14 protein-coding genes and 1 tRNA gene are annotated in these 13,657 nt (G+C 51.9%); 8 read left to right on the top strand and 7 right to left on the bottom strand.

Annotated elements, in window-relative coordinates:
• Positions 1-31: 31 nt before the first annotated feature.
• Positions 32-376 (top strand): DUF5789 family protein, encoded by a 345-nt coding sequence (locus C447_RS01240; RefSeq protein ID WP_007690069.1) that lies wholly within the window; start codon positions 32-34, stop codon positions 374-376.
• Here the strand turns inward: C447_RS01240 and C447_RS01245 are convergent, their stop codons facing one another.
• A complete protein-coding gene (locus tag C447_RS01245) occupies positions 377-2,335 on the bottom strand; it encodes an ABC transporter ATP-binding protein (protein ID WP_007690070.1) in 1,959 nt (652 codons plus the stop codon). It abuts the gene before it with no gap.
• 100 nt (positions 2,336-2,435) lie between these two features.
• Complete coding sequence (locus C447_RS01250; protein ID WP_007690071.1) at positions 2,436-2,951, bottom strand: DUF192 domain-containing protein; 516 nt, start codon at positions 2,949-2,951, stop codon at positions 2,436-2,438.
• A gap of 83 nt (positions 2,952-3,034) precedes the next feature.
• Here C447_RS01250 and C447_RS01255 point away from each other — a divergent pair.
• From C447_RS01255 to C447_RS17560, 3 genes are all read left to right on the top strand, one after another.
• Positions 3,035-3,108 (top strand) — tRNA-Val (locus C447_RS01255).
• A 1,349-nt stretch (positions 3,109-4,457) separates the two neighbouring features.
• Entirely contained in the window at positions 4,458-6,377 is a 1,920-nt protein-coding gene (locus tag C447_RS01265) for a hypothetical protein (RefSeq protein ID WP_193363175.1), read from the top strand.
• A gap of 291 nt (positions 6,378-6,668) precedes the next feature.
• Entirely contained in the window at positions 6,669-7,037 is a 369-nt protein-coding gene (locus C447_RS17560; RefSeq protein WP_152416121.1) for a hypothetical protein, read from the top strand.
• 459 nt (positions 7,038-7,496) lie between these two features.
• Here C447_RS17560 and C447_RS17565 read toward each other — a convergent pair whose 3' ends face one another.
• Positions 7,497-8,132: a hypothetical protein gene (locus C447_RS17565; protein WP_152416122.1), complete on the bottom strand. Its 636-nt coding sequence runs from the start codon at positions 8,130-8,132 to the stop codon at positions 7,497-7,499.
• A gap of 5 nt (positions 8,133-8,137) precedes the next feature.
• Positions 8,138-8,623 carry a hypothetical protein gene (locus C447_RS17570; protein WP_152416123.1) on the bottom strand — a complete coding sequence of 162 codons (486 nt, stop codon included), beginning with the start codon at positions 8,621-8,623 and terminating at the stop codon, positions 8,138-8,140.
• A 94-nt stretch (positions 8,624-8,717) separates the two neighbouring features.
• Between C447_RS17570 and C447_RS18305 the strand changes: the two genes are divergently transcribed.
• The 3 genes from C447_RS18305 to C447_RS01285 all read left to right on the top strand — a co-directional run bounded on the left by C447_RS18305 (position 8,718) and on the right by C447_RS01285 (position 11,228).
• The gene (locus C447_RS18305) at positions 8,718-9,056 is read left to right on the top strand and encodes a hypothetical protein (RefSeq protein ID WP_193363176.1); all 339 of its coding nucleotides are present in this window, start codon (positions 8,718-8,720) and stop codon (positions 9,054-9,056) included.
• Between the two features lie 284 nt (positions 9,057-9,340).
• Positions 9,341-9,856 (top strand): hypothetical protein, encoded by a 516-nt coding sequence (locus C447_RS01280; RefSeq protein WP_152416124.1) that lies wholly within the window; start codon positions 9,341-9,343, stop codon positions 9,854-9,856.
• A 10-nt stretch (positions 9,857-9,866) separates the two neighbouring features.
• Positions 9,867-11,228 (top strand): phage terminase large subunit family protein, encoded by a 1,362-nt coding sequence (locus C447_RS01285; protein ID WP_080505368.1) that lies wholly within the window; start codon positions 9,867-9,869, stop codon positions 11,226-11,228.
• Positions 11,229-11,429: 201 nt separating this feature from the next.
• Here C447_RS01285 and C447_RS17575 read toward each other — a convergent pair whose 3' ends face one another.
• The gene (locus C447_RS17575; RefSeq protein ID WP_152416125.1) at positions 11,430-12,080 is read right to left on the bottom strand and encodes a hypothetical protein; all 651 of its coding nucleotides are present in this window, start codon (positions 12,078-12,080) and stop codon (positions 11,430-11,432) included.
• 113 nt (positions 12,081-12,193) lie between these two features.
• Here C447_RS17575 and C447_RS01290 point away from each other — a divergent pair, with 113 nt between their 5' ends.
• Positions 12,194-12,427, top strand: a complete 234-nt coding sequence (locus tag C447_RS01290; protein ID WP_007690079.1) for a PadR family transcriptional regulator — start codon at positions 12,194-12,196, stop codon at positions 12,425-12,427.
• Positions 12,428-13,005: 578 nt separating this feature from the next.
• On the opposite strand, the gene C447_RS18015 is transcribed toward C447_RS01290, so the two are convergent.
• Positions 13,006-13,179 (bottom strand): hypothetical protein, encoded by a 174-nt coding sequence (locus C447_RS18015; RefSeq protein WP_007690080.1) that lies wholly within the window; start codon positions 13,177-13,179, stop codon positions 13,006-13,008.
• Positions 13,176-13,496, bottom strand: a complete 321-nt coding sequence (locus tag C447_RS01295) for an SWIM zinc finger family protein (RefSeq protein WP_237713420.1) — start codon at positions 13,494-13,496, stop codon at positions 13,176-13,178. The genes C447_RS18015 and C447_RS01295 overlap by 4 nt, the downstream gene beginning before the upstream one ends.
• Between the last annotated feature and the right edge of the window lie 161 nt (positions 13,497-13,657).

Here is a 13,657-nt window from a genome sequence, read left to right on the forward strand (position 1 = left end):
CATTTGAGTACGCCCGCCGTCGGGCGACTCGATGAGTGACAGCGACGAGACCCGACAGCAGGGCATCGAGTTCGGCGAGTTCGAGGGGACGATGGAGTCGCTCGACTACCCGGTCGAGCACGCAGACCTGGTCGCCGACCACGGCGACGCCGAACTCGAACTCCCGAACGGCACCGAGACGCTCGAAGAGGTGCTCGAGCCCCTCCAGGACGAAGAACAGACCTACCAGGACAAGGAGGAACTCGAGACCATGATCATGAACATGGTCGGCGACGACGCGATCGGTCGGGAGAACTACTCCGACCGCGACTCGGCGGGTATCGGCGAGGAACCCGACGAGGGCGAGGGCGGGGACGACGAAGAACAGTCGCTCTGATCAATCGTCGCCGCTTTCGGCGGTCTGGGCCTGGCGCTGGGTCGCGCGTTCGATGAACTCCTCGGGGAGCTCGTCGATCTCGCCGGCCTGGACCGCCCAGAGGTTGGCGTACAGCCCGTTTTCCTCGATGAGTTCCTCGTGGGTCCCGTGTTCGCGGACCCGGCCGTTCTCCAGCACCACGATCTGGTCGGCGTCCTTGATCGTCGAGAGCCGGTGGGCGATCGAGAAGGTGGTTCGCTCCTCGGTGAGCCGGTCGAGCGAGCGCTGGATCAGCATCTCGGTCTCGGTGTCGACGTCCGAGGTCGCCTCGTCGAGGATCATGACCTCGGGGTCGCTCAGGATGGCCCGCGCGATCGTGATGCGCTGGCGCTGGCCGCCTGAAAGTTTGACCCCACGCTCGCCCGCCATCGTCTCGTAGCCCTCCGGGAGGTTGGTGATGAACTCGTGGGCCTCGGCGGCCTTCGCGGCCTCGATTATCTCCTCGTCGGTGGCGTCGAAGGTGCCGTAGGCGATGTTCTCCTTGATCGTCCCGTAGAAGAGATACGACTCCTGGGAGACGTAGCCGATCGCCCGCCGGAGGCTCGACAGCGTGACCTCGTCGATGTCGGTGCCGTCGACCCGTATCTCGCCCTCGTCGACGTCGTACATCCTGAGCAGGAGTTTCAAAACGGTGGATTTCCCCGCGCCAGTGGGGCCGACGAGCGCGATCGTCTCGCCGCCCTGTACGTCGAAGGAGACGTCCTCTATCGTGGGTCCGCCCTCGCCGCGTTCGGACTCGTACCCGAAGGTCACGTCGTCGTACTCGACCCGTCCCTCCGTCACCGTGAGGTCGGTCGCGTCGGGGTCCTGAGCGAGCCGGCTGGGTTCGTTCATCAGCCCGAAGATCCGCTCGGCGGAGGCGCGGGCGCGCTGGTACATGTTGATGATCTCGCCGAACTGCGCCATCGGCCAGATGAACCGCTGGGTGTAGAGGATGAACGTCGTGAACGTCCCGACCTGGAGGGGACCGCCGTTCAGGCCGTTCGAGAGCGGGCCCGGAGCGGTGCCGGTGAACACCCAGTAGCCGCCGATGACGAACGTCAACACGAAGCCGATCCCCGAGATGACCTGGAGCATCGGGAAGAACTTGATCCGGATCCGGATCGCCCCCCAGTTGGCGTCGTAGTAGGCCTGTGAGACGTCGTCGACGCGGTCGGATTCGTAGGACTCGGTGTTGGTGGACTTGATGACCTGGATGCCCCCCAGATTGTTCTCGAGCCGGGAGTTGACCTGGCCGACCGACGACCGGACCTCGGCGTACTTGGGCTGGATACGCTTGATGAAGTAGTAGGTGAAGAGCGCAACCAGCGGCACCGGGATCAGCGCGATCAGCGCGAGCTGCCAGTTGAGGACGAGCATGATCGCAGCGATACCGAGCACCATCGCCGAGAGCCGGAAGACGGAGTTCATGCCGCCGTTGAGGAACTGTTCGAGTCTGTTGACGTCGTTCGAGAGGATCGACATCATCTCGCCGGTCTGCTTGTCGGCGAAGAAGTCCATGTTGAGCCGCTGCATCTTGTCGTAGGTGTCGGTCCGGACGGCGTGCTGGATGTTCTGTGAGAAGGAGTTCCAGCCCCAGTTGCGACCGTAGTGGAAGATAGCGCCGCCGAAGAAGGCGAACGATATCAGCCCGACGAGCACCCAGAACTGTGCGGTCTGGGTCGTCGGGAGCCACGCCTCGGGCACTGGCAACGGGTAGAGGGAGAACGGTTGGTTGCCACGGAAGACCGAGTCGATGCCGATCCCGAGCAACAGCGGCGGCAGGAGGTCGAGCATCCGGGCGAGCAGGCTCGCGACCGTCCCGACCGCGAAGGAAAACCAGTTCTCGCGACCGTACTCCGAGAAGAGCTGGCGCATCGCGTTGTCCGTTCCCTCCCGTTGTTCTTCAAAAGGGTCGTCCTCATCGAAAGAAAAACTCATTGGACGATCGAAACGGGTACTCGCTTAAAACACTTCCCAACGGACAGAACCGCTCTCCGGCGAAAATCCCCGGGTTTCGGTGTCCACGGGGACGAACTCCTCACTCGGAGTTCCCGATCGCGACCCGGTGGCCGACGTGGATCCCGTGGCTCCGCATCCACCCGCGCGGGACTTCGAGGATGTACTTCCCCTCCCCGGTACGTTCGATCGACTCGCCGTTTTCGTTGGGCCCGGGTGCCGGCGCTTCCCGGATCGCGTTGATCCGGCCGTCGGCCCCGATGAAGACGATGTCGAGGGGGTAGTCCATCTCGCGCATCACGTAGGTGTGTTCGGAGGGCTTCTCGTAGGTGAACAGCATCCCGGAACCGTTCGCGAGCGAGGGGGTCTCGGAGAGCCCGGTGTACTTCTTCTGGTAGGTGTCGGCGATCCGGACGTCGACCGTCCCGAGGGTCCGAGAGCAGTTGTTCGTGATCGTGACCTCGGCGCGGTCGTACTCCTGGGGGGTGCCCATCAGCGACATCGGCGAGGGAACCACGCCGGCGACCACCGCCGAGGTCACCACCAGCGCGACCACCGAGAGGCCGAAGACGATGTTCACGACGCGCTGGAGCGACATATCCGAGGCTGGTCGCGTGGAGCCTAAACCGTTCCGACGGCCGACGGAAAGGGTTATTTCCCGCGCCCCGGTTCGCCCATACGGGGCTCGTGGTCTAGTTGGTTATGACGCGGCCTTTACAAGGCCGAGATCGGTGGTTCGAATCCGCCTGAGCCCATTCAGGATACTCGGTCGCTGGCGCGACCTCCGTTTCCTTCAGAGCCGGTCGGCTTCTCACGCACCTTGCCTTGTAAAGGGCCGCGTCACGCTGCTTCCGGCGGGTTTCACCCACCTTCACCAGCGGACCGCTACCGCCCCGCTGACCACCATCTCCGGTAGATTCGAACCAGTAGCTCTGGAAGCGTGCTACGGTTTGATTCGAACCAGTTGATGGGGTCAAGTCTATCACGTCTGGCGATTAGCTATATTCGAACCTGTTGTATCATAGACCTTTCGGTGCGGGATTCGGCTATGACTTGCCGAAGTCAAGTCCCGTAGTTTGCTTAGAGTAGGCCGATCGCTTGCTAACGTTCCGGTGGCAGAGATTCAAGGCAACATAGACCTCTTCACTCCTGCTCATAAACCGCCCTATCCTATTAGATAATATAGGAAAATTTTCCAACAAGTGTTATAATCTTCGCTCCACTATGATAGTTTGCGATGTCGAATAAGATACCAAAAGAAATAGCAGAAGGACTTAGCACAGTAGAAATGCGGATGCTCACAATATTGGGTGAATACGGTCCGTTAACCGATAAGGAGGCTATCGCCATCTACAACGAGATTTACGGATAGAGCCATCGATATCACCATCCATGGGTTTCGGTGGCACATCACGCGAAGGAACATATTCTGTCAATCAATTAGTCCACCGGTTCCCGCATTCTCGGCATTCGTACTCGCCCCACTGTGAATTATAATGCTCGATAACTAAAGACCCACTGCAGACCGGGCAAGAGTTCTGATATATCATTAGAAGGTGAACCGGGGTTTTGGACGAGACATTTTCACTCCGAATGCAGCAAAGAACTCAGCGCGTTCCTGTTCTGTGGGACTCCGAGATTCGTACTTGAAAGCAGAGGGTCGTTCATTGGGGATGGAGTCGTTCAGCGGATGGTTCTCAATATATTGGTCTATCTGGTGCTGGATTCGAGCACGTCCTTCCTCGTTAGTGTTTCCCATACTATGTTTAGTGGGCGTATATGTTATATTTGTTTTGACATTACCGGCAGTGTTATGCTTATAATCTACGGTCAGGCAAAGCTGTAATCGTTACACTTAGAGCTTCTACCTTCGCTAAGAGACTGTTAGTATTTCCTGCTAACGATGGGCTTATCAGTCAATGGATCCATGATATGACAAGAATAAGACGTAGCTATAGAGAATGTTGATCGAAGGAAGCAGGGGCGAGCTTGATGGGCATTGCCCCCACGAGAGATGGATCGATGGAAACCAACCCGAAGAGGTCAGTTCCTACCGATCTTATGGGTTTGGGAAGTATGAAACCATTGGTCCGGTATCACGGCCATGAGCGGTGGACTGCCGCTCGATTTGATCCAACAGGGTTGCACGGAATCGCTGATAACAGCCGTGTATGGTAAGGAGCGAAACTTTGCAATCCCCGCCCTGATGAACATGGGGAAGACCTATGGAGCAGTGAAAGCGGCACACAACGCTGGAAAAGAAGTAACGATATGTGAGCCACGCACGGAGAAATACGCTGATCTCGTGGAAGACTGTGAGCACATAGGATTATCCGCCAAGGTCCTCCCTGCATTCGATGGGAAGAACGAGCAGGTCGAGAGGGCATATTGCCCGACCGCCAGCGGTGAGTATGATAATCCGGATGCTGAAACACCAGTATCGGAGAAGGTCAAAAATCAACGAGCAAGAGGGGTAAGCCCCATAGAGATCCACGAGAACTTTGAGGACGAACATGGGTATCCGATTCCCTGTCAAGAGCATAGAGATTGCCCCTACCTTCGGGCTATGCGGGAGCTTCAGCCTGAGAACTACGATGTGTTGATAGGGCACTATAGCCACGCTTTCGTTGAGCGGTTTGTTGAGGACCGTATCGTTGTGATCGATGAGTTTCCTGCCGGTGCTTACGTCAACTCTCTGGCGGGCGACGTTCTCCGAGAGTCGGTCTTTCAGTGGGCAAAGGATAATCCAGAGCTACCCTTTGACAGTCTTGATGAGCTTACCGGTGGAGCACTCAGCGAGAACGACATCGCTGCTAGCAACAAATGGTTTGGCTCAGGATACCCCCAACGCGATTCAACCGGTCTCACACACAATCGACGCCTGTTCGCTGATACACCACTTGCCGTGTACACTCTGCTGAATGGTACGCGCCTTGATAACGGACTGAAATACTGTGAACTGGGGAACGGTCGAACAGGAGTCTATAATCCCCGTGTTGGCAGGAAAGGCAAGCTAACGTTCTATCTGCTGAATCGCCCGAACTTCGATGCAGCGGAGCAGGTAGTAGCCCTTGATGGCACGTTTGACAAAACGATGTGGAAGCTTGCAACAGGGATTGAGTTTGAGGTTGAGAATGTCCTTGACGAGAAGCGGCGTGAAAGCTACATTAAGGACACACTCGGGTATCACATCTACCGTATCAGTATCCACAGCCGTCCAACATCCGGCGGGAGGTACACCGATCCTGAGCGGGTTCGACTGATACGTGAGACCATTGAGGACACATACGATACGGATTTAGCGTTCATAGGGTCGTATGGAGACATGTACAAGCACGAAACCAATTTAGCAGAGGCCGACGTTCTCCCTAAAGACAGCCATAATAGAGAAGACGTAATCGGCTCAGGGATGTTTGAAAACCATAACCTCGGATTGATCTGGGGTTCAAATCATTTCGGAGACGACTACGTGAAAATGTGGTCTGCTCTCGGCGGGGAGTCTGCCAGCAGAAACAAAGACGTGAGAAACCCGGACTATGGCTCGCTCGGAAATCGGGTGGTCCGTTGGATGCGAGAGTCACTTACCGCCCAAGAGCTATTCCGTATTGGACGGGACCGTAGTAAGTCCGTAATCTACGTCTACACCGCCCATACACCCGAATGGTTGCCGATCAACGGGACTGGTGAGGTGTTCCGAGCATGGTCCAAAGGAGCCAGAAACGTGGTTGAAGTACTTAGAGAGCTTGACGGAGACCGACATACAGAGCCACAGATACGCAATCAGACGGAGATCAAACAGAGCCAGACCAACAAATGTCTAAGAGAGCTTTCCAGAGCGGGGTTCATCGAACAGGTTGAGACAAGCCTGCAAACAAACATCTGGCGGGACAAGGAGCTTGAGAAGTTCGATCCAAAGGGATTCGTTGATCTCACGTTGGTACACACAGAGACTCCGAGCCTACCGACTACCGATCATGGATTACAGGACGCGGTTGAAGAAGGTGAAAAAATATCAAGCCAATAGTGTAGGATTTCTTACACACCTACCGGTTTCCCCTATTAATATACAATACGTAAAATCGGTAGGTATGTAAGATAAGCTACGATAATTCTTAGCAATGGCGTCATCTTTTTCGTAAGCAACCTTCTCGATCTGTGCCACCATCGCGTCATCGCACTGGAGCCATGGCTTGAGAGCGATCAACTTGGTTCTGCATCAGCCCAACGATTCAAGTCGTGGTTTTAAGACGGCACTAAGAACTCTCTCCCCGTGCTTTATAGATAAAGAGGAAAAAGGACAGAGAACAGACTACACATGAGTGACCCAATCGAATACTACGTGCGAGGATTCAGCGAGAATGATGGTGTAGTGAAGATAGATGTGAACGCATATGTTGATACGGGTAGCAATAACAGGGGGCTTCCTAATCATGCTACAGAACAATTTGAGATTCTTTGGCATCGGGTTAAAGGTAATGAAGACAAACTTGAACATAGAGCGATAAGAGGATACAACGATGGAAGTGGTCTTTTGCATGGAGCAGGGCACGCTTCTGCCAGAGCAATAGAAAACGATGTTAACGGTCTCGCCAAATTCTCGGTTGAGAAGGCCCCGAGAGGTGGGAAACCGGAGAGGAACGGTATATTAATCGATCGCAACCGTAATAAGATCGTTTCGATATAGACCTTTTTGGGTGCCCCTCTATTACGGATTGATTAGTGTGTTAACTGTTCTATCAGTAGCAAATACCTGTTAACTCCGGCATATGTGTTCATAATACATGCAGCGGACTAAATACAGTCTACTTTAACCTTAGGTAATGGTATGCTACACCGGAGGGAATCTTTCCTCCTCTCAATGCCACCGGTGAGTCTGCAAAGCTATTCCACCATACAATAGTATGTAGCATGCAAGGGCACCGGTAGCATATCGTGCGGTATCCCAAAGATCACTAACGAGCAGCAACAGTAGTTGTGCAGCGGTAAGGGATATGTGCGATTCAGATTTTTATCGTTCAGGATAGCTTACCGGTTGCATGGATTCTGGTTGGCCGTAGCTTAGGAGGATGATTGACCCCTTTACCCTGCTACCAGCGCGAATATGCGCTGCCATCAGATCCGAGTATCAGTGGAAGTATGCTTATCAACGAACGTTGTTAATGGTCACATTAGTGTTCTCTGGTTTGTTCCTATCAACATTTACAGTTATATCTCCTCTAACTAAAGTTGCACCTCTTGAGCCAGCGTTGTTTACGGATTGAACTACACTGTTGAACTCGCTCAAATCGTATGAGGTACCAAACGGGAATATTTTGTGTTCAACATAAAAGCCGCTCAGAAAACCACTATGTTCACTGTTTAGAGAAACCTCTACAGATCCATGGGACATTGTGGCGTATAGCTTATTTTCAAACTCATTCATCTTTTCACTTGAAGTGTCGTTCAATAGTAGTTTGGCTGCTTCAAATGAGGCGTCTTCCACATCTTCTGGATGATCATAATGGTCTATAATTGATCTTGCGCTATTTTCTGGAATTTGATTTGCTACCGATTGTGTGACTGTGTAAAAATACAATACGCTCAGGTATTCTCGGTCAGAACGACCTCCAACAATGTATAGAGTCTGGTCGCTTATCGCTCGATGTCCGCGAAGAACTTCATCATAGACACCTTCAATTGTCACTTCTTCTTCATTTCTTCCAAGTATCTCGTCATCGATGATCTCGATATAATTTCCGATCAATTCAAGCTTTTGAGTTAGTTGTTGTTCAGAAACCATTTTTATTATGCGTTTGCCATCTTTTTTAGGGAATTATGACCAGGCTGAACTTGCGAATTGTGCTCATTTGGTTCAGCGGTGCTAACACTGGTGTTAGACCTACTGATTTCTTGTTTGTCTGGGAGGGATTTCGGCATTTCGTTAGACTTTACCTGCTCAACGATCCGATTTAGCTTGAATATCTCTTGCGTAATTGGGCTTTTTTCGTTTATAGTGTACCGTGGTCTATCCCGATTTTTTGTCATCTTTTCGACTACCCCGAGACCCACTAATGAGCCGATGTGAGACTCTACACTCTTGGGTGTAATACCGGATTTGTCTGCCAACTCGTTGGTCTTGAATTCTCTGTTCGGCGGTGAAGAGAGCAGAGCGTCTATCATTAGCACAAGACTATCATACCGTGTGACCTCCATCCAACCTGAGGGGATATTTTTTCGATATTCTTTCATACTCATATTTTTAACCTCCTCTCTGGTGTATTCGTCTGCCATACCCCCTCTTCGATATCCTCTCGGAAAACAGTTTCCGAAATCCCGAAATCAGATTCCTCAATGTTTATTGTGATTACACGCAAAGTGTTTGTCAGTGTGTAATAGCTATCTCTACTGCCAGATATTAGGAAAGCTAATTCACGGACATACCCATGTTGGGAGCAAAATACAGCGGTTTGACGTTCTAAAAGATGCGTCCAGTGGGGAGGATTGGGATACTGTTGAGGATGCTCTGAATGAGATGCTTGACAAATTTAGGTTTATCACTGAAGATAGTGGAGGCGTGTTTTTGAGCCAGCGTGATTACGGAGAGGAGCTGGTGGACTACTATGAAATGCAGTGCGGGAATGACCCTGCTTTCTTCAAAGAGCGGTTGGATCATGTGCAAAATCAGGTCTGGCTGAAGCGTGGACTCTCACCCCCTCATCCGTAGTGCGTTTTACAGACGTAGTTACCCCACAATCAGGCTCAGAGTTTAGATAGTGAGGTAATTACCTGTTCTGCCCATACCGTCAACAAAACCCTCCGAAAACTGGTATATACAAACAGGAGAGTAATCTAACATATGTCGCAAACAAGGGTCACTCTAAACGTACACGAGGAAACGAGAGACGAGGTTCGTGCTCTTAAGCGGGGGAACGACAGTTATGATTGTGCAGTGAATCGGCTGTTGGCTCTCCATAACTCCGAGAATTCTGAGAGGGGTGATCGGAGTCAATGACCGACGAAAAACAAACACTCAACCGCTACTCCGCACCGGAGGGCAACGATTTTGCCGTGGGTAACTCCGGGGGATCTCCACCGGAAGGCAACACGAACGCTCTCACTCACGGTGTGACCGCCGATCCGACCCATTTGATGGATGAACTTGAGCCGGAGGAACAGGAATTCGTAGAACGCTTGGCCGGGTCATTCCTTGAGACCGCGTCGTTCGGTCCTGAATCTCCGCTCGCAACTATTCTCACAACTGTTTGCGTCAAGATCGTCCAAGAACGCCGAGGAGAGCGTGAGATCGCTCGTGACGGGCCGACAGTCGAGAAAGTAGTAGGAAAGCAGGAAGATGGGACTCCTATTGTCGAGAAGGATGAGCACTACCTTGCCAAGTTCACATCACGGCTCTCGAAGGACATTCGGCTCTCGCTGAAGGATCTCGGCTGTCTCCCTGACCCCGATAGCCAACAAGCAGAGGCTACAGAATCACTTGCTCAGGTGCTTGCCGGGAAAGGAGAGTAAGAATGGCAAGATGAGCGCAAGCACCAACGAACTTCAGTCGCTCTCCCGTATTGAGCGTGCCAAGCGTATCTTCAATTTCAATCCAGTTGGTTGGCAGAGGGACTTGCTCGAAAGTGACTCAGCCGATAAGAGTGTGAATTGTGGTCGGCAAGTGGGAAAGTCTGAGACGGGCGGGTTAATTGCGGCAGATGCCTGTCTGAATGAGTCAGGCATCACAGTAGCAGTTCTTGCACGATGGCAGGATACTGCCGATGAGATGTGGGAACGTATGGAGAGGCACTTTCGCAATACAGGACTTTCGAATGAGCAGCTGGGGATCGTCACCGATAATGCCAGAGAAAAGAAGCTCGACAATGGAACACGGGCTATCTGCCGCCCCCTCCCGCAAGACGCTGATTCGTTCAGAGGCAAACTGCCGAAGGTCGTAGTTGTAGATGAAGGGGCGCTTGTGAGCGAGGAAGTGTTCAGTCGAGTTATAGAGCCGATGTTCGTGACATGGGGCTATAATCACGAGTTGATCGTGATGAGCACGCCGCGAGGAAAGAGCGGCTATCACTATCGCAAATTCACTCATGACGATTCATTTGAGTCGTTCACAGCAGCAACCCCCGATTTCATCCCCCTCGCCGTTGATGCCGGAGTAGTCGATCCCACGGCGGCAGAGTGGCTTGCCGACAAGGCAGAGGAATACGACGAGAACGATCCGGTCTGGCTAACAGAATTTATGGGGCAATTTGCTGAGGTAGGGGATCCATTTCTCCCTCGTGCCACCGTAACGTCATGTGTTCAACAAGATCAGCCTGAACTTACTGGTAGTGTGTTCGCCGGAGTTGATATGGCTCTATCAGGCGACGACGCCACAGTGATCATAGCAGTGGATTCTCAGGGCCATACGAGAGTCGAGAGTGTCGTTGAAGATGATACTACCCCGGCCATCATATCCAGATTAGAACGGCTACAAAAGGCTCACAGCTACGCTGGGATCGCCGTTGATGCTACAGGTTTAGGGGAAGCAGTCACATCAGCGTCAACAAACCTCACAAACGTTGAACCAGTGAAGTTCACGAGCAGAACCAAGGCAACCATGTATCAGCGGCTCAAGCGCCTGCTCGAAGGTGAGGAACTGAGCTTGCCGAATAATGATCGGCTTGTCAACGAATTAGTGAGTTTGACGTACGATTTCACAAGCTCGGGACTCTTGCAAATATCACACTCTAGTGGTAGCCACGATGATATGAGTGATAGCTTGTGCCTTGCTCTTGAAGCCAGATCCACTGGTGAACAGGATCGCTATCGTGGAGCAACCAAACCGGTTTTGGGAACCATCAAGAAGCGAGAGACGCGCTCTTTTGAAACGTTGATGAAGCAGTGACGGGTGATAGTGCTCTATATACGGCTCCTTGAAGGGGGGTGTTTCGAGGGTTGAAATCACCCCACCCCACCACCTCTTAGGAGAGGCCAGATCTCTGGTTTTAAGCTTTTCCTGATAAAGACTACATTAGCTCGGAATTTGCCTGCCTAAGTTACTGAGACGGCCATCCGAAGACAAATAAACTTTTTTTCCATATGACTATCAGATGCTCGCTTGTGTGGTAGTGTCATATGCTTTGAGAGTTGTATCAATTTTATTTAAATACCATTCTGAATTTTCGTTATTGTTTGCATACTTTGCCGCCCACTCTCTAAGAACGTACCACTCGCCAATCTCTGTTTCAGTATCACTAATAACAACATACATATTTCCATATTTGTAGCCTTTCTCTACCCCAGCAGCATAAGCTGCTGCTATTTTTCCGATTTCGCTTGATAACTCATCTGAGGAAGTAGCTGTAGTAATATATTCAAGTCCAATATCGTTGGAAGGTCCTTCGTTATCCTCAGGCAGTATATATATATCGCTACTACCACCAGTACTAATATAGCCCATAGCTGTGCGAAGTGCGTTGACTCCTGCCTTAGCGCTCTTGTTTCCATTCTGGACATCCATTGCGTCACTGAGTCCGGTCGTTCCTGTCTCTTCGATAGACAATGTATCTGTAGAAGTTTCCTGTGTCGTTCTTCCCACAACTTCCTGTGTTACTTTTTCAGTGCGTCCCTGAGTATCGTCTTGAGAGTTTTGTGAAGCATTTCCGCTTTCTGAATCCGATGAACAACCAGCAAGAGCAAACATACCGACGGCGGTAGCTCCTATAATGTATTGTCTCCGGGTGCCTTTTTTATCCATGTAACTGTATCAGAGACAAGCATTAAATAATTTTCTACATATTAGTTCTATCTGACCGGTCAGCTCTACCAATTATATCATTTTCGTCGGTTGGGTCAGAAACTACTGAGCGAATGAGTCTAATCGGTCAGACGAAATTGGATATTCTCTCCGAGCTTGGAGAGCAGCCGTCCCACGGATATGCTCTCGCTGACGAATTGGAGATCTCACACGGGTACATCTACACCCATCTTAGCGAACTTAGTGAGGAGGGGATGATCGAAATCACTGATGAAAGAGATGGCAAGAAGATCTATGCTCTGACTGATAGTGGTCAATTACTTCTACGCGCTCTCATTAGCGATTAAATGGGAGGGAAACGAGTCTTACTCAGGTTTCTACCGCCAGAAGAATAGATGATGAGTAGGAGTACCACTTCTTATCTTACCAAACTTCAAACGACGCTTTCCATTCGATGTTAGGTAAGACTTGTCATTCGGCTAATCGGTGGCACCGCGAGCAGAATAGAAAGAGCAATAAAAAGGCTAAGGAATGCGTTGACAGCGATTTCCTTAGCCCTGAAACATGGGATAGAAGCTCTCGACCAGCAACTTGAAACTCTTATGTGATGGACACCGACCGCACCCCTCAAGTCATGTTAGTTAATATATATCATGGCCGGGTGGTTGTCACTCCATATAGTCAAAAGCAGGATACTCAAGTAGCGTGGTCGGAATCTTCTATTGCCTGATTTCAGGGATTTGAGTGGATTACAACTGACGTTATCCCCGTGCAGCCGGCTTTCGAGGATGTTACCCCTACCTAGGGGGTGCCAGATACCCCTTACAAAAATTAGAAGTCTCAATTGTTTCTCTGCTATAACCGGATGATTAGACCTCCCTGATTGCCACCGGAGCGTTGACAAGTTTGCGGAACGCGACTCGGCTTACCGAAGACAGCCGGTGAGCGCGGTCCCGGTTATCTCGTCGTGAGTCAGCGTCCCGGTCGCACCACACTCGCACTCGTAGACCTCAAACGCCCGGTCACCGTTGTGCGAGCCGGTCGTAATCGTAAGCCCCCAGCCGTGGCCGCACCGGGAGCACGATAGGGTATCGTTCATTGGCGCTCGCCCCCATCGGCCAGGACAGGGCTCTCATCGGAGCTTGATGCCATGAGAACGGCGGGCTGGTTCTCGACGGCGAGCATGTGCTTGCATCCGTCCTCGGGGTTATGATACTTCCACGAAGGACAGGTGCAATCGAACGGGATGCCGCTCTCGACACTGACGACGTAAACGTGCTCGCCGGAGTCGTCGCCGTAAGAGGTATTCTCAACGCGCACTGCACCCGGCACAGGCACACGGAATTCGAATGCTTCCCACTGTGCACGCTGTTCATCAACCGAACCGCTTTCGTTATCGGAGTTGCTTCGGGTCATTGCTGGTTGGATTGCCAGCACTGAAGGGCCGTGTTAGAGCACGGTCCTTTTCCTCGGGACTACGCCCCTCAGTGCTTACTACAGTCAACAACCCCTACTCTATTAAATCTATGCATTAGTGCATAGTGTGCGTCAGTGCATGGTCCTTATTAGGCACTGGT

The sequence above is a fragment of the Halococcus hamelinensis 100A6 genome, assembly GCF_000336675.1.
Lineage (GTDB): Archaea > Halobacteriota > Halobacteria > Halobacteriales > Halococcaceae > Halococcus > Halococcus hamelinensis.

Bases quoted from the DNA above. Each gene is read 5' to 3' on its own strand.
- C447_RS18015 (WP_007690080.1), bottom strand. From the start codon at position 13,179: ATGAACGATACCCTATCGTGCTCCCGGTGCGGCCACGGCTGGGGGCTT.
- C447_RS01290 (WP_007690079.1), top strand. From the start codon at position 12,194: ATGAGTCTAATCGGTCAGACGAAATTGGATATTCTCTCCGAGCTTGGA.
- C447_RS17575 (WP_152416125.1), bottom strand. From the start codon at position 12,080: ATGGATAAAAAAGGCACCCGGAGACAATACATTATAGGAGCTACCGCC.
- C447_RS17565 (WP_152416122.1), bottom strand. From the start codon at position 8,132: ATGGTTTCTGAACAACAACTAACTCAAAAGCTTGAATTGATCGGAAAT.
- C447_RS17570 (WP_152416123.1), bottom strand. From the start codon at position 8,623: ATGGCAGACGAATACACCAGAGAGGAGGTTAAAAATATGAGTATGAAA.
- C447_RS01245 (WP_007690070.1), bottom strand. From the start codon at position 2,335: ATGAGTTTTTCTTTCGATGAGGACGACCCTTTTGAAGAACAACGGGAG.
- C447_RS01240 (WP_007690069.1), top strand. From the start codon at position 32: ATGAGTGACAGCGACGAGACCCGACAGCAGGGCATCGAGTTCGGCGAG.
- C447_RS01250 (WP_007690071.1), bottom strand. From the start codon at position 2,951: ATGTCGCTCCAGCGCGTCGTGAACATCGTCTTCGGCCTCTCGGTGGTC.
- C447_RS01265 (WP_193363175.1), top strand. From the start codon at position 4,458: ATGAGCGGTGGACTGCCGCTCGATTTGATCCAACAGGGTTGCACGGAA.
- C447_RS01285 (WP_080505368.1), top strand. From the start codon at position 9,867: ATGAGCGCAAGCACCAACGAACTTCAGTCGCTCTCCCGTATTGAGCGT.
- C447_RS01295 (WP_237713420.1), bottom strand. From the start codon at position 13,496: ATGACCCGAAGCAACTCCGATAACGAAAGCGGTTCGGTTGATGAACAG.
- C447_RS17560 (WP_152416121.1), top strand. From the start codon at position 6,669: ATGAGTGACCCAATCGAATACTACGTGCGAGGATTCAGCGAGAATGAT.
- C447_RS01280 (WP_152416124.1), top strand. From the start codon at position 9,341: ATGACCGACGAAAAACAAACACTCAACCGCTACTCCGCACCGGAGGGC.